The organism is Paraburkholderia ginsengisoli NBRC 100965, from assembly GCF_000739735.1.
Lineage (GTDB): Bacteria > Pseudomonadota > Gammaproteobacteria > Burkholderiales > Burkholderiaceae > Paraburkholderia > Paraburkholderia ginsengisoli.
Genome location: NZ_BBJF01000003.1, coordinates 279,573 through 299,540 on the forward strand (window position 1 = coordinate 279,573; position 19,968 = coordinate 299,540).

Here is a 19,968-nt window from a genome sequence, read left to right on the forward strand (position 1 = left end):
GTCGAGGAGAATCCGGTTGAACCGGGCGAAGCCGGTCGATCAAAGGGATGCGGCAATTAAAGCGGGCGCTGCCAATGCGATGCAAGTTCGATGCGAATGCGATAGAAAGCGGCCGCGTGTGCTGCGCGCGCCCGATGCTTCAGATACGGTTGAACAGCGTCGCGCGGAACGCCTCGATGTGCTTCTGCACCGATTGACGCGCGCCTGCGGCATCGCGTTCGCGCAGCAGGCGAAACAGTTCGAGATGTTCTTCGTGGACGTCTTCGAGATGATGCGGCTCCGACAGCGAGATGAACCAGAAACGCAGCGAGCGCTCGTGCAGTCCGCGCAGGATGTCGGCGAGCACCGCGTTGCGCGAGGCGGCCGAGATCGCCAGATGAAACTCGCGGTCGATGTCCATCATCCCTTCCACGTCGTGCGCGGCCACGCAGGCCGACGAGCGGTCCAGCAGCGCCTGCATCGCGTCGTAGTCGTGCTGCTGCGCGTGGCGCGCGGCGAGTTCGACGCAGTAGCTTTCGTTGACGAGGCGCACGTCGATGATCGCCAGCACGTCGTCGAGCGACACCGGCCGGACCATGATGCCCTTTCTCGGCATGATGGTCAGCATGCCTTCGTGAACCAGCCGATGCAGCGCCTGGTGAACCGGCGTTCTGCCGATCCCGGTCAGGGCCATCAATTCCGCTTCGTTGAGCACCTCGCTCGGCCGCAGCCGCATCGTGATGATCTCGCGCTTGACGAACGCGTACGCCTGCTCGGCGAGGCTCGCGGTGGCGGTCGCGCGGGTGGGCGGGGAAGGGCGGGCAGTCTGCTGGAGCGTCATGAGTGGAGCTGGCGGGCGATGTCGTCCGCATTGTAGAGCAAGGTTTTGCGCGCACGGAGCGGCGGGTGCGCGCAAGAGGCGGGCGGCGTCGCCCTCTTGCCGCGCTTCATGCATGCCCCGCCGCGACCTTCGCCGCGTGCTGCACCTTCACGCGCGGCATCAGCAGCGTAACCAGCCCGCCGACGATCAACGCCCCCGCGATCAGCACCAGCCCGAACGTCACGCTATGCGTCGCGTCCTTGACGATGCCGAGCACGTACGGGCTCACATAGCCCGCGAGGTTCGCGATCGAGTTGATCACCGCGATCCCGGCGACGGCCGCCGTGCCTTGCAGGAAGGTCGTCGACATCGACCAGAAAATGCCGAAGCCCGCGAGGATGCCGATATACGCGATCGACAGACCGGTGACGGCGAGCGGAATCGAGTTCGTCACCGACGCGCTGCCGAGCAGGCCGCCCGCGCCGATAAAGCAGCACACCGCGTAGTGCCAGCGCCGTTCGCCGGTGATGTCCGACGAGCGGCCGATCAGGATCATGCCGATGCCCGCCGCCAGATACGGAATCGCGGTGACGAAACCGTTGGTGACGAGGTTCGTCACGCCGAGATCCTTGACGATCTGCGGCAGCCAGAACGAGAAGCCCGCGTTGCCGGTGACGAGGCAGAAGTAGATCAGCGTCAGCAGCCAGAAGCGGCCCGAGCGCAGCGCGACCGCGAGGCTGTGTTCGGCTCCGGCCGCCTGCGCCGCGCTGTTTTCGCGCGCGATGCGGTTGATGATCACGCGCTTTTCGTCGGCGCTGAGCCACGCGGCTTCGGCCGGCGTGTTGCGCAACACAGCGAGGGCCCAGAAACCCGCGAGAATCGACGGGATGCCTTCAATCAGGAACATCCACTGCCAGCCGCGCAGCCCGTGCGCGTCATGCAGCGCGGACATCAGAAAGCCCGACAGCGGCGCGCCGACGATGCCCGCCACCGGAATCGCCGCCATGAACACGGCGACCATCCGTGCGCGCCGGTCGGACGGAAACCAGAAGGTCAGGTACAGCACCACGCCCGGCACCAGCCCGGCTTCGGCGACGCCGAGGAAAAAGCGCAGCACGTAGAACATCGTTTCGCTGCGCACGAACATCATCAGGCACGACAGCAGGCCCCACAGCATCGTGATGCGCGCGATCGTGGCGCGCGCGCCGAACTTCTTCAGCAGCAGATTGCTCGGCACCTCGAACACGAAGTAGCCGAAAAAGAAGATCCCCGCGCCGAGTCCGTACGCCGCGTTCGACAGGCCGAGATCGCCGGTGAACTGCAGCTTCGCGTAACCGATGTTGACGCGATCCAGATACGACAGCACGTAGACGAGAAACAGGAACGGCATGATGCGCCAGGTGATCTTGTGCAACGCGGCGGCTTCGAGCCGCGCGTCGGAGGACGCGTCGGCATTGACGGATAGCGAGGGGGAATTCATGCGAGCCTCATTCGACGACAGGTAGCGCGCGCACGCGATAGGCATGGCGCAGCGTGCGGTTCAGGACGGGGTCATGCAGTTCGAGTTCGAGCGCGTCGTCGTCGGCCATCCCGACGATGCCGCCTTGCACCGCCAGCGTGCCGCAGAACATCGCCGCGCCGGGCTGAAGCGGGGCGCGCGCGAGCAGGTCGGCGGCCGGCAGCAGCGACGCGACGCTGCCTTGCTGATAGACGCGCCGCTCGCCGTTCACGATCGCATACGCGCGCAACTCCAGCTGATCCCAGTGGCCGGCGACGTCGTCGAAACGCCACGCGTCGCGCGCGAGCGGCTTCGGGCAGACCTGCTTGGAGACGGTCACGCCGTACGCCTCGACCTCGCGGTCGGTGTGGTCCGAGCCGATCGTGACGAGCAGACCCGCCGGCGTTTGCAGCAGCACGCACTCGGCTTCGCCGCTCGACTTCACGCCGACCACGTCGATCTGCTCGGCCTGCGTCAGCAGTTCCGCGCCGACGCGGTAGAAGCACGGCGTGGTGGACGGCCGCTTGACGCCGAGTTCGGCCAGCTCGGCAATGTGATGCTCGATGGCGGCCTGATCGCGGCCGGCCCACCCGGCGATCGTCAGACGGCTTACTTCGACACGCTCCGCACGGCCTTGGCCGGCACGGTCGACGACATGAAAAGACAACGGCTGCATCACTCGACTCCCAAGAAAATATGCAGCAAATATTATTGTGATATTTCACAGGCGTCCAGCGTTTCAAAAATATTCCGGACGGCTACGTGCGTCGGCGAGGGCGGTGTGTAACGGGCAAATCCCAAGCGCTTCGGACCTTTCCGCGATCCGGCGGGCCGGATTCGGCTGTTACACTGGCCCCTTCGAGATTACTTTTTGTAAGGGCCGCATCCATGCACCAAGGCATTGGCTTCATTCAGGATCTGGCGGTCGTGATGGCGCTCGCCGGCGTCGTCACCGTGCTGTTCCATCGCCTGAAACAGCCGGTGGTGCTCGGGTACATCGCCGCCGGCGTGATCATCGGACCGTACACGCCGCCGTTCCAGTTGATCCACGATGAGCAGACCATCCAGACGCTCGGCGAACTCGGCGTGGTGTTCCTGATGTTTTCGCTGGGGCTCGAATTCAGTCTGCGCAAGCTCTTTCAGGTCGGCGCGACGGCGATCGTCGCGGCGCTCTCCGAAATCGTGCTGATGCTGTGGATCGGCTACGAGATCGGCAGCGCGTTCGGCTGGAGCCCGATGGACTCGCTGTTCCTCGGCGCGATCCTCGCAATTTCGTCGACCACGATCATCGTCAAGGCGCTGTCCGAACTGGGCCTGAAGCGCGAGAGTTTCGCGCAGCTGGTGTTCGGCATTCTGATCGTCGAGGACATTCTCGGCATCGCGATGCTCGTGCTGTTGACCGGCATCGCGCAGACCGGGCAGTTGAGCGCCGGTCTCGCGATGGTCACACTGGGCAAGCTGCTGCTGTTCATGACGGTGTCGCTGCTGATCGGCGTGCTGGTGGTGCCGCGCGCGTTGAACTACGTCGCGCGCGCGCGCAGCGACGAGATGCTGCTGGTGTCGGTGCTCGGCTTCTGCTTCGGCTTCTGCCTGCTGGTGGTCAAGCTCGATTACAGCATCGCGCTCGGCGCGTTCCTGATCGGCGCGATCATGGCCGAGTCGCGCCATCTGCATCGGATCGAACATCTGATCGCGCCGCTGCGCGATGCGTTCTCCGCGATCTTCTTCGTGACGATCGGCCTGATGCTGAACCCCACCGTGCTGCTCGACTACGCCGGGCCGATCGCGGTGATCACGGTGGCGGTGATCGTCGGCAAGATCGTGTCGTGCGGGCTCGGCACTTTTCTCGCCGGCAAGGACGGACGCACGTCGATGCGCGTCGGCATGACCGTTTCGCAGATCGGCGAGTTCTCGTTCATCATCGCGTCGCTCGGCGTGACGCTGAAGGTGACGAGCGCGTTTCTCTATCCGATCGCGGTGGCGGTGTCGGCATTGACCACGCTGTTCACGCCGTATCTGATCCGCGCGGCCGATCCGCTGACCCGGCGCGTCGCTCAGGCGATGCCGAGCACGCTCGCCAATGTGTTCAGCCTGTACGGCCAGTGGTTGCGTAGCCTGAGCACGGGCAGCGGCGAGCCGACGCTCTTCAGCCTGACGCGGCGGATCATCTTGCAGATCGCGGTCAACCTGGCGCTGGTCGCCGCGATCTTTCTGGCCGTGTCGTACAGCGCGCCCTATACCGGCAAGCTGCTCGCGCACTGGTTGAGCTCCGAGCCGATGCAGCGCGTGGTGCAATGGAGCGTCGCGCTGGTCGTGTCGATGCCGTTCCTGGTCGCGGTCTATCGCAAGACCAAGTCGCTCGCGCTGCTGCTCGCCGAAGTCAGCGTGCAGCCGGCGACGGCCGGGCGTTTCACGAGCGCCATCCGTTATGCGATCTCCGATCTGGTGCCGGTGGTGTCGATGGTCGGCGTGTTTCTGCTGGTGGCGGCGCTGTCGGGCAGCATCCTGCCGCCGACCGGGCTGCTCGCCGTGGTGCTGATCTGCGCGGCGATCCTGCTCGCGCTTGCATGGCGCTGGTGCGTAAAGATCCATGCGTCGATGCAGATCGCGTTGCGTGAGACGTTCGAAGAACAGCCCGATCCATGAGCCGGTAACCGCGCGGCCACGACAGCGAGTTCCCTCGTCACGCCCGCAACAATGTGAGCAATTGTGTGCGGGTTTGCCGGGTGTGCTGGGCTAGCGGATAATCAGGGCATATTCATTCGTTCGCGTGGAAGGCGCCTGTCTGACTGTCATGAGCGAAAATAAACCCGACAACGCCGGTACGCCCGGCAGCCCACCGTCGCCTTCGGCGTCGCCCACGCCGACGCCGTCAGGCGCCACTCCTGGCGCAACGACTGGCGCCATGCCGCCAAACCCGGCGGCTTCGTTACCTCCCTCGCATGAAGACGCGATCCAGTCGCCGATCAAGGACGTCGTGACGCCCGCTGCCGAAGAGGCGGCCGCGCGCTCGTCGACCGACGATCCCGACAGCGCGTCGACTGTGACGCCCACCGACCCGCAAACGGCCCGGCGGCGCGACGCGGCCGAGGCGCGCAGTGCGGCTGCGGCGTCCACCGCGAAGCAGGAGGCCGAGGTGCATGAGCGCGAGGCCCGGCGTGCGGGTGCGCCCGCCGCGCATCCGGAGATCATGAAAGGCACGCAGAGCGCTCAGGGCGCGCGCGGCACGGCAAGTGCCACGAACACGATGGGCACAAAGAGCGCGCCCGCCGCGCCCACTTTCGCGAGCAGCGAGCCGCTTGCCGGCGAGCTCACCACCGCGACCGACGACACCGTCTCCGCCGAAGACGCCGAAGCTTCGGCCTCGCGTCCGGCCGGCGCGCCGCCGCCCGGCTTCGGCGCGGCGCCCGATTTCACGGCGAGCAATCCGCCGCCGCCCAACGCGTTGCCGCCGTCACCGCCGCGCTACCTGAAGCACAACGATTCGGCATGGACCGTGTTCGGCCGCATCATCGCGGCGCGCGCGCGGCAACTGTTCGATCGCGCCGGTCAGCGGATCACGCAGCGCACGCTGCGCATCGGCGTGTCGGCGCGCATCTTCCATCCGGAGCCGGGCGCGAAGGGGCTGCGCGGCAAGACCTTGCAGTACCTGGAGGAATCGATCGCGCATTGGGTGATGTCGCGCGACGTGCTGGTGTTCATGATTCCGACGGTCGGTCATCAGGGCATGCTGCACCCGAGCAATATCCGTTTGCGCGACTATGCGAAGCATCTCGACGGGCTGCTGCTGCAAGGCGGCGCCGACGTTTCTCCGCAGACCTACGCGGAGGAGGCAACCAGCCACGAGTGGCCCGGCGACCGCGTGCGCGACATGTACGAACTGGAGCTGCTGCACGAATTCGTCGAGTCGGGCAAGCCGGTGCTGGGCGTGTGCCGTGGCTGTCAGTTGATCAACGTGGCGTTCGGCGGGACCTTGTATCAGGACATCGCGACCGATGTGCCGACCGCGGGCGCGCACGTCAACGAGAACTACGACCAGCATCGGCACGGGATTCACTTTCCGGACGGTTCGACGCTGGTCAACATGTTCCCCGGCCAGCGCGATGCGATCGTCAACTCGATTCACCATCAGGCGGTGAAGACGCTCGGCCGCGATCTGAACATCGAGGCCGTATCGGCGACGGACGGCATCATCGAGGCCGTGCGTTATCGGCGTGCGCCGTTCGTGATGGGGGTGCAGTGGCATCCGGAATTTCATCGCGCGGGCGGGCCGGAGTTGCTCGATTGCACGCCGTTGCTCGATACGTTCCTGCGGGTGGCGCGCGAAACGCGGTTTTGAGGCGGTGGGTGTGCGGGCTCGCGTCTTGAGGGTGGCGCGCGGGCCTCGATGGACGTTTTGGCTGGAAGTTGGATTGGCTTGATCGGTTTGACTGGTTTGACGCACCGTCGTATGAAGCGGCGGTGCGTTTCGCTTCGCGTGCGCTGTTCCTTCTCTCTTCTCTTCGCCTGTTTCCTTTCGCATGTATCGCCGGTTGCGTTGCGTGGCCCTACGTGATTCTTTGTGGCAACTCCGTGATCGAATTTGCCAGATCCTCTTTATCAAGATAATCAGGAATCCGATCGTAATTTTTTCTTGTGATCGGCCATGCGACTATCTCGAAATTGCGCACCGACTTGCCACTCGATTCGTACAAATCCTGCGCAAGTTAGGAAGCTTCCGTGCGAGGTGGATTGATACGTTTTTCTCCTATCCGGAAACGTTTATTTCCCGATTGCGCGCTTCACTTGTCCAGTTTCATTCGTTGTCGATTTATCTCAATTTGAAGCTGCGTCAGCGCGCATTTGAGTGCTTCGCTTCGCAGCGAATCCGCGCGATAATCAGCGGCTGTTTCTGGATTTGGATGGAGCGAGCAGGTATGAAGTATCCCTTAATAATGCGGCGTGCCATGCTGCTCGCAGCCTCCTGCGTGCTGTTGCCGCATGCCGTCTCTGCGCTTGCGGCGCAGAGCGCAGAGGCGGCGCTGATTGCCGGCATGCGGCCCGCGATGAGCACGCTGACGCCGCAGCCCGATGCCGGCGCGACGACGGCGACGCCGTCCGCGGCGGATGCGTCGAACCCGGGTGAGTCGGCCAGCGACGCGCAAGGCAATGTCGCCGACTTGATGCAGATGATTCACGACGCCAGGCTGAGCGAGCTGCGGACCACGTATAACGGCAGTTACGGCGCGAGTCTGTTTTTCTATCCGCAAGAGGTCACGTACTACATCGCGTTATTTCAAGACAAACATTTCTGGCGCGTGATCAAGACCGAGAACGCGGATCGCGCGGAGGCGGTCTACGCGGGTTTCGCGCAGCAGACGGCGCAGCTCGCGGAGGTGGAGATTCGCCGTTTGCAATTGCAGGCGCAGAAGGCGTACATCGAAGACATTATCGCGACCTCGCAGGATCGCGCGAAACGCTTGCAGGCCGACCTCGACGTCGCGCGGACGCAGCAGGCCAAGGTCAACGATTACCAGCGGCAAACGGAGGGCGAGGCGGTCACGCTGCACGCGGAGAAGGAGCGGGCGCAAGCGCAACTGCGTCAGGTGCAGAACGAAGTCATGCAGTTGCAGCGGCAGACCGAATTCGGCTTGCCCATGCAGGGCGGACTGCCGATGCAAAGCGGGTCGACGAACCGGAAATGATGGCGTCGTGATGAGAAAGCCCGGCTGTGTTCACAGCCGGGCTTTTTTTGTGCCGCGATTTTTGGTTAGCGCCGGGTCGACGCTTTACTTTGCGGTTTACTTCGCGAACTGGTCCGGGACTTCGGTCACGCGACGCTGCGACATGTGGTTCATCCATTCCGTCCCGTTGCCGGCGGGCGCATGGTTTGACGAAGCAGGGCGGGACGGCGGCGCGATATCGCGCAGATGCGTTGCCGCGAACATCGTCACATCCGCGTATTCGTCGGTGCCGAGTTGCGACGGCGCGAGTGGGGAATAACGCCCCGCAGTGGACGGCTTAGGCGACGTGCGTTGTGCGGCCGGTGGGACCGCGCTGCGCGGCATCTCGTTGGCCATTGCCGCAACGTACGACAGCGGATGGCCCGGCGTGCTGCGCGCAACGTGGCGGCGGTTCTTTTCGTGTGCGCTGTCGTTCGTGTCGCGAAGCGCGTGGCGACGGTGCGCGACAGTATCGTTGCCCGAGACACGCGAGGCGGCCGTTGCTTTGGTCGATGTCGACGAGCGCGCATAGCCAGCCGCCGAGATTGATGGACTCTCCTCGCGCGCCGATGCGGTGCTTCGCGTCCGCGTTTTCACGTCGCCGGCAACCGGTCCGCGCGCACCGACGACGTCGCGCGCAAGACGTTGCGCCTCCGGTTCATTGCGATTAGCCGTGACGGTGTCCGCGGAAGTCACGGTGTCGTGCGTCTGGCGATGCATCAGATGACCGAACGCGATCCACGCGAGCATCGCCGCGCCGCTAAGTGCGCAAGCGCCGCCCGCGAGCGCGCCCCAATGTGGCCGCGGGCCGCGCGACATGGACACGAACACCGGCCCTTCGATCACCGGCGCGGCCGCAGCTTCGACTAACACCTGCGGCGCTGCTTCAACCGGCGGACGAAAGACCGTTGCACGCTTGTCCGTTGCAGCCGCAGCCACCGCGGCAGCAGCGCGCCGTGCGTTTAACGGCACCCATTTGCAGAACGAAAGGATGGCCTTGTCGCTCATGCAGAAGGTACGCAGCACCGCTGCATAGAGCGCTTTGATTTCCGTGCGCCAGCTATGGCCAGGCGCAAGCAGCGCCCAGTCGCGGCCGAAAGGCGCCGGCAGACGGTCGAGCGGACGCAGGCGCGGCATCGCGATTGCGCCTTCGACTGGGGTGAGCAAAATGGTGGACATCGGTCTCTTCCAGCGCCTCGTAGTGGGGCCGCGGTTGCGGCTGCGGGGGTCCGTGGGGACTCAGGCTCGGGGCGATGCGGACGGAACGCGTTGCGTGCGCGCAGTACGTTGCGCACGCCGCCCAGGAAGCGCGCTCATATTGAAAACAGAACGGGTGTGGGCGCGCTAGACGGTGAAGCCATTAACTACACGCGATGATGGAAGGGAATAACCGTGCGCGGAATCGGATATATCTGAAAAGGGGAACGCATCATCGCGGCGTCGACCGATACAAGGACACCGAACGATCCCGCGCGCGAGCCCTTAGCGCTTTAACCGGTAGACGTAGCGCAACGCGGTGATGTCGACACCACCCATGTGATCCGGCTCCGCGCCGACGAACTGCCAGCCTTGCCGTTCGTAGAAGCCGATCGCCGGCGCGTTGCCTTCGAGCACGTACAGATAGAGCTGCGTCTCGCCTTGCGCGCGAGCCCAGTCCTCGGCGGCGCGCATCAGCAGCTTGCCGACGCCGATGCCCTGATAGCCGGGCAGCGCATGCAGATTGTCGAGCAGCACGCCCCACGCGGACCCCGGCTGCCGTTCGACGCACACGAAGCCGACCGGCTCGCCGGCCTGCTCGGCGATCAGCACCATGCGGCGTTCGCCGCCCGGCGCAGCGAGCCGCGCCTTCCAATAGGCGGCGCGCTCGCGCGTGACTTCGCCGTCGAGGAACGCGTCGGGAAGCAGGCCGCGATACGTGGCCTGCCAACTGGCGCTGTGAATCGAAGCGATCAGCGCGGCGTCGTCGACGGTCGCGGGACGCAACGAAAGAACGGGGGTGGTTTGCATCGGGTAATGATGAACGGAAGTGCCGGGGCCGCACAGTCTACCGCGATGCATGATGGCTACCGCCGTAAGCAAACTGTATGAATTTCACTACAGCGCGATCAACGGTAACATGGGCTGGCGCGGCCTCCGCGCGAGACACAACGTTTACCCTGATTTCGCGTAAATGCGTCCGGCATGACAATGCCGCGCCCCCGGCGCGTCCTTTCCTTACCGTTCGCCTGCGGTCTCCGCTTGCCTGTGTAGCGGATCGTATCAACTGCCCGCCGTCATCGCATCGCATCGCGGCGACGGGCCTATCAGAGAATGTCATGTCCACAGCATCCCCCGCCATTTCCGTTCAGGAAGAATCCAAGGTCAAGACAGTGTTCCGCGTCGTCAGCGGCAACTTTCTTGAAATGTACGACTTCATGGTCTACGGCTATTACGCTTCGGCGATCGCCAAGACCTACTTCCCCAGCGGCAACGAGTTCGCGTCGCTGATGTTGTCGCTGTCGGTGTTCGGCGCCGGCTTCCTGATGCGGCCGATCGGCGCCATCGTGCTCGGCGCCTACATCGACCATCACGGCCGCCGCAAAGGCCTGATCCTCACACTCGGCCTGATGGCGCTCGGCACGCTCACCGTCGCGGCGATACCGGGCTACGCGACCATCGGCATTGTCGCGCCGGTGCTCGTTCTGTTCGGCCGGCTATTGCAGGGCTTCTCCGCCGGTGTCGAGCTGGGCGGTGTGTCGGTGTATCTGTCGGAGATCGCCACCAAGGGCAACAAGGGCTTCTATTGCTCGTGGCAGTCGGGCAGCCAGCAGGTCGCCGTGGTGTTCGCCGCGCTGATCGGCGTGCTGCTGAACAAGCTGCTGCCCGCCGACCAGATGACCGCCTGGGGCTGGCGCGTGCCGTTCCTGATCGGCTGCCTGATCGTGCCGTTCCTGTTCATCATTCGCCGTTCGCTGAAGGAGACCGAGGAGTTCAAGGCGCGCAAGCATCGTCCGAGCATGGGCGAGATCATGAAGTCGATGGCCACCAACTGGGCCGTCGTGCTGGGCGGCATGGGCATGGTCGTCATGACCACCGTGTCGTTCTACATGATCACCGCGTACACGCCGACCTTCGGCAAGGAAGTGCTGAAGCTCTCCGCGATCGATACGCTCGTCGTGACCGTCTGCGTGGGTCTGTCGAATCTGGTCTGGCTGCCGCTCGCGGGCGCGTTGTCGGATCGCATCGGCCGTCGTCCGGTGTTGATCGCGTTCACGATCCTCACCATCGTCACCGCGTATCCGGCGTTGCAGTGGCTGGTCGCCGAGCCGTCGTTCGCGCGTCTGCTGGCGGTGCAGTTGTGGCTGTCGTTCCTGTACGGCAGCTATAACGGCGCGATGGTGGTGGCGCTGACCGAAGTGATGCCGGTCGAAGTGCGTACCGCCGGCTTCTCGCTTGCGTACAGCCTCGCGACGACGGTCGGCGGCTTCACGCCGGCGATTGCGACGCTGCTGATTCACGTCACCGGCAACAAGGCGGCGCCGGGGCTGTTCCTCGGCGTGGCGGCGATTTGCGGGTTGATCGCGACGCTGTTCCTGTATCGGACGCCGGAGGCGCGCAATCAGTATCGGGCGGCTTGAATTTCTCCACGGCACTGCCGTGGTTGTTGATTAAGAAAAACCCCGCGTTCTCACGAACGCGGGGTTTTTTGTCAGGTGTGGCGCGCGCGACTAGCCTTTGCGCAACTCACTCGCCACGGCGTCGACCACCTCACCCCAAGCCCCCGGCCGTGGCTGACGCACGAGCGTCGCCCCCGGATACCACGGGCTACGCGTGTCGCCGTCGAACCAGCGCCAGTCCGCCGCGAACGGCAGCATCAGCCAGAGCGGCTTGCGCAGCGCGCCGGCCAGGTGAGCAATGGACGTGTCGATCGACACCACCGCGTCGAGCCGCTCGATGATCGCCGCGGTGTCCGCGAAGTCGCCGATGCGCGCGTCGAACCGATGAATCGACGCCGCGCGCGGATGCGCGTCGAGCGCCGCGCGTTCGTCGGCACTCAGGTCGGGCTGCAAGACGATCCAGTCGATGCCGTCGAGCGCGAACAGCGGTTCGAGCGCGGCGAGCGGCATCGAACGCGTTTCGTTCTGCTGGATGCGTCCCGACCACGCAATGCCGATCTTGCGTTTCGCGTGCCCGCCAAGCGAGCCGCGCCATTTGCGGCCATAGGCGGGTGGCACGTCGAGATAGGGCGTGCGGCCCGGGATGGTGTCGTAGCTCGTGCCGAGCGCGAGCGGCAGGCTCAACAGCGGGCATTGCAGATCGGCGGCTGGGCGCGGCGCGCCCTGGGCGATCAGCGTCACGCGCCACGCCTGCGCAGCAGGCGCCAGCAAGGGCAAGAGTTGCGGCTGCACTTCGAGCACGACCCGCGCGGCGCGCTGCGCGGCGAGCGGCACGAAGCGCACGAATTGCAGCGTATCGCCGAACCCTTGCTCGGCGTGGATCAGCAGCGTGCGTTGTGCGATCGGCTCGCCGTGCCAGCGCGGCAGCGTCTGCATGACCGGCTGCGCCACGGTCTGCAGACGCCATTCGTATTCGGGCAACCCGCGCGCGAAGTCGCGCAGCGTGAGCCACGCGAGCGCGCGGTTCATGTGCGCCGACGCGAGGTCGGGGCGCACGCGCAACGCCTGATCGAACGCGCGCACGGCTCGCGCAGGCGCGCCGAGCGCCTGATGCGCGTTGCCGAGACTGAGCCACGCGAGCGCGAATTGCGGATCGAGCCCGACCGAGCGCTCAAGATATGGCAGCGCCTGTTCGTGGCGGCCGAGTGCCGCGAGCGCGTTGCCCATGCCGTAGATCGCGGGTGGCAAGTTCGGCTGGAAGGTCAGCGCGGCTTCGAACGACCTGACTGCCTCGGCGTGGCGGCCGGTGGCGTCGAAGGTATTGGCGAGATTGAAATGCGCGGCGACGAAGCGCGGCTCGGCGGCGAGCGCGGCCTGGAAGCAGGGGATCGCCTCGTCGGCGCGGTTCAGCGCGTTCAGCGCCATGCCCATGTTGTTCAAGGCGCCGGCGTGGCCGGGGCGCAGTTCGAGCGCGCGCCGGAACGACGCGATCGCTTCCGTGTGACGCCCGAGCGCGTGCAGCGCGTTGCCGAGATTGTTGTGCGACGACGCGTCCTGCGGTTGCAGGCGCAGCGACCTTTCGAACGCGTCGGCGGCGTCTTCGTGACGGCCCTGCGACGCGTACGCGTTGCCGAGGTTGTAATGCGCCATCGGAAACGACGGTGCGAGCGTCAGCGCATTGCGGAACTGTTCGATGGCGTCGTCGATCTGGCCGAGCGCCTTCAGCGCGTTGCCGAGATTCAACTGCAGCGCGGCGTCTTCCGGGCGCAGGTTCACCGCGCGCCGCACGAGCGCGGCGGCTTCGGCGTGCTGGCCCTGCTGGTGGCGCAGGACGCCCAGCAGGTGCAACGCGTCGACGTGCGTGGGATTGCCGTCGAGCGTCGCGCGATAGCCGCGTTCGGCGTCGTCGAGGCGGCCGTCACGATGCGCCGCGAAAGCGCGGTCAAATACAGGTTGCATGACGGGGATGGCATTCGGGTGAGGCAGAGGCCGCATTTTCCCACACTCGCCGGAGTCCGCTCCGGTTTGACCGGGTTGATCGCGGCCTATAACATCAGAAAGGCTGTTCGTCTGTGCTGCAGCGATGCCCGATTCGTTGCGGTCCGCGATGGATTTTTCGCCGGTTTGTGCGCGGGCATGCTGGAACATGTTGCCAGGCCGGGCGACCCCTATTCTCAGGATGCGTGATGAACAAGAGCGATCATCGTGGCCACGATCACAGCGGCCACGACCACCACGATCACGACCACGTCGGTCATGACCAGGGCCACGACGCCCACGCATCCCACGGCCATTCGCACAGCGGCCACCATCACCACCACACCCCCGTCGAAGGCCACGGCCGCGCGTTCGCCATTGCGGTCGTGCTGAACATCGCGATCGTCGTAGTCCAGGCGATCTACGGCGTGCTCGCGCACTCGACCGCGCTCCTCGCCGACGCGGGCCACAACCTCTCCGACGTCCTCGGCCTGCTGCTCGCCTGGGGCGCCGCGTGGCTCGCGACCCGCCGTCCGTCGGCGCGCTACACGTTCGGCTACGGCAGCTCGTCGATCCTCGCTTCGCTCGTCAATGCGGGGCTGCTGCTGTTCGCGTGCGGCGTGATCGTCGCCGAAGCGATCGGGCGGTTGATGAACCCCGCGCCGGTGGCCGGGCTCGCGGTGTTCGTCGTCGCGACGGTCGGCGTGGTGGTCAACGGCATTTCCGCTTGGCTCTTCATGCGCGGCCAGAAGGAAGACCTCAACATCCGCGGCGCCTTCCTGCATATGGCCGCCGACGCCGGCATCTCGGCGGCGGTCGCGCTGAGCGGCCTCGTGATTATCTACACGCACTGGATGTGGCTCGACCCGCTGATGAGCCTGGTGGTGGTCGCGGTCGTGGTGGCGGGCACGTGGGGCCTGTTGCGCGATTCGCTGCGTCTCGCGCTCGACGCCGTGCCGCCCGGCATCGACATGCAACGCATCTGCGACTACCTGGCCGCGCAGCCCGGCGTGGTCGACGTGCACGACGTGCACGTGTGGGCGCTGTCGACGACCGGCAACGCGCTCAGCGCGCATCTGGTGATGCCCGCGGGCCATCCCGGCGACGAGTCGCTCGATCGCATCGTCGGCGCATTGCGCGAGCGCTTCTCGATGCAGCACGCGACGCTGCAAGTCGATCTCGGCACGACCGAGCATCGTTGTGCGCTGGATCACGCGCCGCACGCGCATTGAGCGATCGACGAAGCAGGCGGTAAGGGCCGCGTGAGCGGAGCGACGCGCTCGCAGGAAGGTCGCCGCGATCCCGCGCCCCCAGTCGCGAATGATGCAGCGCACCGCTGAACGCAATATCCGCGGCGTACACTAGAACGCATTGTTCCCTCGGAGTGCCGCATGGACGCTGTTGCCTACGACGCGTCGCCGGTGCTGATCGTCGGGGCGGGTCCGACCGGACTCGCCGCAGCGATGAGTCTCGCGCGTGCCCATATTCCCGTGCGTCTGATCGACAAAGCGATGCAGCCGAACCCCTATTCGCGGGCCATCGGCATACAGGCGCGCACGCTCGAACTGCTCGAACAGCATCGGCTGATCGAACCGTTTCTCGAACTCGGTCATCGCGCACGCATCGCCAATCTGTTTTCGAACGGCATGCGGCTCGCGCAACTCGATTTCGATCCGCTGCATACGCGTTATCCGTATCTGCTGTTTCTCGACCAGTCCGTGACCGAGCGTCTGCTCACCGAGCATCTCGCGACACTGGGCGTGACGATCGAGCGGGGCGTCGAACTGACGATGTTCTCGCAGGGCGCCGCGGGCCTTCAGGCGACGCTGCGTCGCGCGGACGGTCATACGGAGACAATGCGCCCGTCCTACCTGATTGCCGCCGACGGCGCGCACAGTGCGATCCGTCATCGGTTGGGGCTGAGCTTCGAGGGCAAAACCTTCGAGCAGACTTTCCTGCTCGCCGATCTGCACGCAGAAACCGATTGGCCCGACGACGAGTTCCATATCTTCGCGTCAGGCGAGGGACTGGTGGCGCTGTTTCCGATGGGCCACGGCCGGCATCGGCTGCTCGCGGATCATGCGATCGAACCGGCCGCGGTCGCCGCGTCACCGACGCCCGCGGTGCTCGGGGAGCCGCCGCTCGACCGCGTGCCGGCGCCGTCGCTCGAACAATGCAAGGCGCTGATCGCGCGGCGCGTGCGCGAACGCGTCGACGTGTCGGACCTCGCGTGGTCCTCGTATTTCCATTTGAACAGCCGGATGGTGGACCGCCTGCGCGTCGGCCGCATCTTCCTTGCCGGCGACGCCGCGCACGTGCACAGCCCGGCCGGCGCGCAAGGGATGAATACCGGCATTCAGGAGGCGTTCAACCTCGGCTGGAAGCTCGCGCGCGTGATCAAGGGCGCGGCGCCCGACCGCCTGCTCGATACCTACCATCTCGAACGGCATCCGATCGAGCGCGACGTGCTGCGGCAGACCGGCTTCATCACGCACATGGCCGAGGCCAATCATGGGCCGCTGAAGCTGCTGCGCGAGCGCGTGATGCCGGTGCTGGCCGCGCTCGGTCCGCTGCGCGATGCCGCGCGCCTGACCATCAGCGAGTTGGCGATTCAATACCGGCGCAGTCCGCTCACGCTCGAACGGGTACTGGACGGCGGCCCGCGTGCCGGCGAGCGCGCGCCCGATGCGCTGGTGCATGTGGTCGACGGACCGTTGGGACGCGCGCCGGGGGTCGGCTGCATTTTCGACCTGCACGATCCGGCTTTCTTCTCGCTGTTTCTGCTGGTGCCGCCGCTGCCCGTCGACGACACGCCGCTCGACCCGGCCGCCAAACATGCGCCGCCGCCGGACCCGGAACTGGAGCGGCTCGCCGACGAGGTCGAACGCATGCTGCCGGGCGCGGTGCGGATCTGGCGCATCACCGACACGACCGGCGACGGTGGCCCGGCGCTGTCGGAATCGTATGGACGCACGCGGCCGTCGTTTTATCTGGTGAGGCCGGACGGCTATATCAGCGCGCGCGGGCGCACCGGCTCCGATCTGCACGGGCTGCTGCGCCATTGCGAAGCGTGGTACGCGGTGGGGGGAGAGATACCGGAGCAGGCGGCGCTGTGACGTGCGCCGCGCCAGGAGAGCGGGGCGGGCGCCGCCGCGCCGCCGCTTAAACCGTCGATGCCGCCGCGGGCGTCAACTGCTCGCGATGCCGGACGAGCGCTTCCCTGACGAAGCCCGACAGTTCGATGCCGTCCGCGCCGTTTACACCCGGCGCCTCGTCGAGCGCCGCCAGCAGTGCGCGGCGCATGCGCGGCTCCCAGAAGCGGCGAATATGATCGGCGACGCCGGTGAGCGCTTCGTCGTGATCCGGCATCGACTCGAAGAAGTCGCCGATCCGGTTCGCCATGTCGATCAGGTTCTGAGTGTCCATCGCTCGCCTCACTTGCCCGATGTCGTGTTGGCCAGCTCGCGCTGTCTCAGCAGATCGAGCTGCTCGTCGTTAAAGCGCGAGTAGTCCTGCTGCCATTGCGACGGCTGTTCGACCGGCGTGACCTGCACCGCGGTCACCTTGTACTCCGGACAATTGGTCGCCCAGTCCGAGCTATCGGTGGTGATCACGTTCGCGCCCGATTCGGGGAAGTGGAACGTCGTATAAACGACACCCGGCTGCATCCGCTCGGTCACCTTCGCGCGCAACACGGTCTGTCCCGCACGCGATTCGATGCCGACCCAGTCGTCGGTCTTGATGCCGCGTTCCTCGGCATCGTGCGGGTGAATTTCGAGCCGGTCCTCGTCGTGCCAGCGCGAGTTTTCAGTGCGGCGCGTTTGCGCGCCCACGTTGTATTGCGACAGGATGCGGCCGGTCGTGAGCAGCATCGGAAATTTGCGTGTGACCTTCTCCGGCGACGCGATGAACTTCGTGATCACGAACTTGCCCTTGCCGCGCACGAAAGCGTCGACGTGCATGGTCGGCGTACCGTCCGGCGCGTTTTCGTTGCACGGCCACTGGATGCTGCCGAGTTCGTCGAGCTTCCGATACGACACGCCGTGGAAGGTCGGCGTGAGACGCGCGATCTCGTCCATGATCTGCGACGGATGCGTGTAGTCCATGTCATAGCCGAGCGCGCGCGAGAGCAGAATCGTCGCTTCCCAGTCGGCGTAGCCGGCGAGCGGCGGCATCACCTTGCGCACGCGCGAGATGCGGCGCTCCGCGTTGGTGAAGGTGCCGTCCTTTTCGAGGAACGACGAGCCGGGCAGCAGCACGTGCGCGTACTTGGCGGTCTCGTTGAGAAAGATGTCCTGCACGACGATGCATTCCATCGCCGACAGCGCCGCCGATACATGATGCGTGTTCGGGTCCGACTGCACGATGTCCTCGCCCTGGCAGTAGAGGCCCTTGAAGGTGCCATGCACGGCGGCGTCGAACATGTTCGGAATGCGCAGACCGGGCTCGGGTTGCAGCGTGATGTTCCACGCGTCCTCGAACAGCGTGCGCGTGATCGTATCGCTGATGTGTCGATAACCCGGCAGTTCGTGCGGGAACGAGCCCATGTCGCACGAACCCTGCACGTTGTTCTGACCGCGCAGCGGATTCACGCCCACCCCTTCGCGGCCGATGTTGCCGGTCGCCATCGCGAGGTTGGCGATGCCCATCACCATCGTCGAGCCTTGCGCGTGTTCGGTGACGCCGAGGCCATAGTAGATCGCGGCGTTACCGCCCGTCGCGTAGATGCGCGCGGCTTCGCGCACCTGCTGGGCCGGCACGCCGGTCAGCGCTTCGGTGGCCTCCGGCGCGTTCTCCGGCAGCGCGACGAAATCGCGCCACTGGTCGAATGCACGCGCTTCGCAACGCTCGGCGATGAACGCTTCGTTCATCAGACCTTCGGTCACGATCACATGGGCAAGCGCGTTGACGACCGCGACGTTGGTGCCCGGTCGCAATTGCAGATGGTGCGACGCCTTCACATGCGGCGTATCGACGATATCGATGCGACGCGGATCGACGACGATCAGCTTCGCGCCTTCACGCACGCGACGCTTCAGACGCGAGCCGAACACCGGATGGCCGTCGGTCGGGTTCGCGCCGATCACCATGATGACGTCGGCCTTATCGACCGAGGCGAACGTCTGCGTGCCCGCCGACTCGCCGAGCGTCGTCTTCAGGCCATAGCCGGTCGGCGAGTGGCACACACGCGCGCAGGTGTCGACGTTGTTGTTGCCGAACGCGGCGCGCACGAGCTTCTGCACCAGATACGTTTCTTCGTTCGTGCAACGCGACGACGTGATGCCGCCGATCGAATCGCGCCCATGCTTCGCCTGAATGCGGCGGAACTCCGACGCGGCATAGCTGATCGCTTCTTCCCAGCTGACTTCGCGCCACGGGTCGGTGATTTTTGCGCGGATCATCGGCTTCGTGATGCGGTCCTTGTGCGTCGCGTAACCCCACGCGAAGCGGCCTTTCACGCACGCGTGGCCTTCGTTCGCCTGGCCGTTCTTGTGCGGCACCATCCGCACGACCTGGTTGCCCTTCATCTCCGCCTTGAACGAGCAACCGACGCCGCAATACGCGCAAGTGGTGACGACCGAATGCTCAGGCTGGCCGAGCATGATCACGGACTTTTCCTGCAACGTCGCGGTCGGGCACGCGGCGACGCACGCGCCGCACGATACGCATTCCGAGTCCATGAACGGCTGGCTCTCGCTTGCCGCCACGCGTGATTCGAAACCGCGCGCCGCGATGGTCAGCGCGAATGTCCCCTGGGTTTCCTCGCATGCGCGCACGCAGCGATTGCAGACGATGCACTTCGACGGGTCGTACGTGAAGTACGGATTCGACTCGTCCTTTTTGTCCTTCAGGTGATTCACGCCGTCGAAGCCGTAGCGCACTTCGCGCAGGCCGGTCACGCCCGCCATGTCCTGCAGTTCGCAGTCGCCGTTGGCGGGGCAGGTGAGGCAGTCGAGCGGGTGATCGGAGATGTACAGCTCCATCACGTTGCGGCGCAGCGATTGCAGACGATCGGTCTGCGTGCGGACCTTCATGCCCGCCTCGACCGGCGTCGTGCACGACGCGGGATAACCGCGCCGTCCTTCGATTTCGACGAGGCACAGCCGGCACGAGCCGAACGGTTCGAGCGAGTCGGTCGCGCACAGCTTCGGCACGTTGACGCCGGCTTCGGCGGCGGCGCGCATCACCGAGGTGCCGGCCGGCACCGTCACCGCCTGGCCGTCGATTTCAAGCGTGACGTCGACGTCCGCGTGACGCGCGGGCGTGCCGTAGTCAGTGTCGTCGAGGAACGAGCGGTTGGTGCGTTGCTGCGTTTGCGCGGGCGCCTGCGATTTGCACGCGCAGTTGCCGGAACCGCAGCCGCCGGAGGGAGAGTTGAGCATGTCGGACATGATG

Annotated in this window: 14 protein-coding genes; 6 read left to right on the forward strand and 8 right to left on the reverse strand. The window is 65.6% G+C overall.

Features of this window, described 5'->3' with window-relative positions:
• Window positions 1-139: 139 nt before the first annotated feature.
• The 3 genes from BGI01S_RS02340 to BGI01S_RS02350 form a co-directional block, all read right to left on the reverse strand.
• Window positions 140-820 carry a GntR family transcriptional regulator gene (locus BGI01S_RS02340; protein ID WP_042321785.1) on the reverse strand — a complete coding sequence of 227 codons (681 nt, stop codon included), beginning with the start codon at window positions 818-820 and terminating at the stop codon, window positions 140-142.
• A gap of 106 nt (window positions 821-926) precedes the next feature.
• Entirely contained in the window at window positions 927-2,279 is a 1,353-nt protein-coding gene (locus BGI01S_RS02345; RefSeq protein WP_042321787.1) for an MFS transporter, read from the reverse strand.
• A gap of 7 nt (window positions 2,280-2,286) precedes the next feature.
• Window positions 2,287-2,973: a DUF2848 domain-containing protein gene (locus tag BGI01S_RS02350; protein ID WP_042321790.1), complete on the reverse strand. Its 687-nt coding sequence runs from the start codon at window positions 2,971-2,973 to the stop codon at window positions 2,287-2,289.
• Window positions 2,974-3,185: 212 nt separating this feature from the next.
• Here BGI01S_RS02350 and BGI01S_RS02355 point away from each other — a divergent pair, with 212 nt between their 5' ends.
• The 3 genes from BGI01S_RS02355 (at window position 3,186) to BGI01S_RS02365 (ending at window position 7,981) form a co-directional block, all read left to right on the forward strand.
• Window positions 3,186-4,943: a cation:proton antiporter gene (locus BGI01S_RS02355; RefSeq protein WP_042321792.1), complete on the forward strand. Its 1,758-nt coding sequence runs from the start codon at window positions 3,186-3,188 to the stop codon at window positions 4,941-4,943.
• A 148-nt stretch (window positions 4,944-5,091) separates the two neighbouring features.
• The gene (locus tag BGI01S_RS02360; RefSeq protein WP_042321795.1) at window positions 5,092-6,636 is read left to right on the forward strand and encodes a type 1 glutamine amidotransferase; all 1,545 of its coding nucleotides are present in this window, start codon (window positions 5,092-5,094) and stop codon (window positions 6,634-6,636) included.
• A 577-nt stretch (window positions 6,637-7,213) separates the two neighbouring features.
• The gene (locus tag BGI01S_RS02365; RefSeq protein WP_042321796.1) at window positions 7,214-7,981 is read left to right on the forward strand and encodes a DUF2968 domain-containing protein; all 768 of its coding nucleotides are present in this window, start codon (window positions 7,214-7,216) and stop codon (window positions 7,979-7,981) included.
• A 96-nt stretch (window positions 7,982-8,077) separates the two neighbouring features.
• Here BGI01S_RS02365 and BGI01S_RS02370 read toward each other — a convergent pair whose 3' ends face one another.
• Together BGI01S_RS02370 and BGI01S_RS02375 are read right to left on the reverse strand one after the other, a co-directional pair.
• Complete coding sequence (locus tag BGI01S_RS02370; protein WP_042321797.1) at window positions 8,078-9,178, reverse strand: hypothetical protein; 1,101 nt, start codon at window positions 9,176-9,178, stop codon at window positions 8,078-8,080.
• A gap of 303 nt (window positions 9,179-9,481) precedes the next feature.
• The gene (locus BGI01S_RS02375) at window positions 9,482-10,006 is read right to left on the reverse strand and encodes a GNAT family N-acetyltransferase (protein ID WP_042322566.1); all 525 of its coding nucleotides are present in this window, start codon (window positions 10,004-10,006) and stop codon (window positions 9,482-9,484) included.
• 308 nt (window positions 10,007-10,314) lie between these two features.
• Here BGI01S_RS02375 and tcuC point away from each other — a divergent pair, with 308 nt between their 5' ends.
• A complete protein-coding gene (gene tcuC / locus BGI01S_RS02380; protein WP_042321800.1) occupies window positions 10,315-11,616 on the forward strand; it encodes an MFS transporter in 1,302 nt (433 codons plus the stop codon).
• Window positions 11,617-11,706: 90 nt separating this feature from the next.
• Here the strand turns inward: tcuC and BGI01S_RS02385 are convergent, their stop codons facing one another.
• Window positions 11,707-13,554, reverse strand: coding sequence for a tetratricopeptide repeat protein (locus BGI01S_RS02385; RefSeq protein ID WP_042321803.1), 1,848 nt, complete (start codon window positions 13,552-13,554; stop codon window positions 11,707-11,709).
• Window positions 13,555-13,781: 227 nt separating this feature from the next.
• Here BGI01S_RS02385 and BGI01S_RS02390 point away from each other — a divergent pair, with 227 nt between their 5' ends.
• Together BGI01S_RS02390 and BGI01S_RS02395 are read left to right on the forward strand one after the other, a co-directional pair.
• Window positions 13,782-14,804: a cation diffusion facilitator family transporter gene (locus BGI01S_RS02390; protein WP_042321805.1), complete on the forward strand. Its 1,023-nt coding sequence runs from the start codon at window positions 13,782-13,784 to the stop codon at window positions 14,802-14,804.
• 159 nt (window positions 14,805-14,963) lie between these two features.
• The gene (locus tag BGI01S_RS02395) at window positions 14,964-16,688 is read left to right on the forward strand and encodes an FAD-dependent monooxygenase (RefSeq protein WP_042321808.1); all 1,725 of its coding nucleotides are present in this window, start codon (window positions 14,964-14,966) and stop codon (window positions 16,686-16,688) included.
• Between the two features lie 46 nt (window positions 16,689-16,734).
• On the opposite strand, the gene BGI01S_RS02400 is transcribed toward BGI01S_RS02395, so the two are convergent.
• Window positions 16,735-16,998 (reverse strand): formate dehydrogenase subunit delta, encoded by a 264-nt coding sequence (locus tag BGI01S_RS02400; RefSeq protein WP_042321810.1) that lies wholly within the window; start codon window positions 16,996-16,998, stop codon window positions 16,735-16,737.
• 8 nt (window positions 16,999-17,006) lie between these two features.
• A complete protein-coding gene (fdhF, locus tag BGI01S_RS02405; protein ID WP_042321813.1) occupies window positions 17,007-19,964 on the reverse strand; it encodes a formate dehydrogenase subunit alpha in 2,958 nt (985 codons plus the stop codon).
• Window positions 19,965-19,968: the final 4 nt, after the last annotated feature.

Bases quoted from the DNA above. Each gene is read 5' to 3' on its own strand.
- BGI01S_RS02375 (WP_042322566.1), bottom strand. From the start codon at position 10,006: ATGCAAACCACCCCCGTTCTTTCGTTGCGTCCCGCGACCGTCGACGAC.
- BGI01S_RS02350 (WP_042321790.1), bottom strand. From the start codon at position 2,973: ATGCAGCCGTTGTCTTTTCATGTCGTCGACCGTGCCGGCCAAGGCCGT.
- BGI01S_RS02355 (WP_042321792.1), top strand. From the start codon at position 3,186: ATGCACCAAGGCATTGGCTTCATTCAGGATCTGGCGGTCGTGATGGCG.
- BGI01S_RS02360 (WP_042321795.1), top strand. From the start codon at position 5,092: ATGAGCGAAAATAAACCCGACAACGCCGGTACGCCCGGCAGCCCACCG.
- BGI01S_RS02395 (WP_042321808.1), top strand. From the start codon at position 14,964: ATGGACGCTGTTGCCTACGACGCGTCGCCGGTGCTGATCGTCGGGGCG.
- BGI01S_RS02365 (WP_042321796.1), top strand. From the start codon at position 7,214: ATGAAGTATCCCTTAATAATGCGGCGTGCCATGCTGCTCGCAGCCTCC.
- fdhF (WP_042321813.1), bottom strand. From the start codon at position 19,964: ATGTCCGACATGCTCAACTCTCCCTCCGGCGGCTGCGGTTCCGGCAAC.
- BGI01S_RS02390 (WP_042321805.1), top strand. From the start codon at position 13,782: ATGAACAAGAGCGATCATCGTGGCCACGATCACAGCGGCCACGACCAC.
- BGI01S_RS02400 (WP_042321810.1), bottom strand. From the start codon at position 16,998: ATGGACACTCAGAACCTGATCGACATGGCGAACCGGATCGGCGACTTC.
- BGI01S_RS02345 (WP_042321787.1), bottom strand. From the start codon at position 2,279: ATGAATTCCCCCTCGCTATCCGTCAATGCCGACGCGTCCTCCGACGCG.
- BGI01S_RS02370 (WP_042321797.1), bottom strand. From the start codon at position 9,178: ATGTCCACCATTTTGCTCACCCCAGTCGAAGGCGCAATCGCGATGCCG.
- BGI01S_RS02340 (WP_042321785.1), bottom strand. From the start codon at position 820: ATGACGCTCCAGCAGACTGCCCGCCCTTCCCCGCCCACCCGCGCGACC.
- BGI01S_RS02385 (WP_042321803.1), bottom strand. From the start codon at position 13,554: ATGCAACCTGTATTTGACCGCGCTTTCGCGGCGCATCGTGACGGCCGC.
- tcuC (WP_042321800.1), top strand. From the start codon at position 10,315: ATGTCCACAGCATCCCCCGCCATTTCCGTTCAGGAAGAATCCAAGGTC.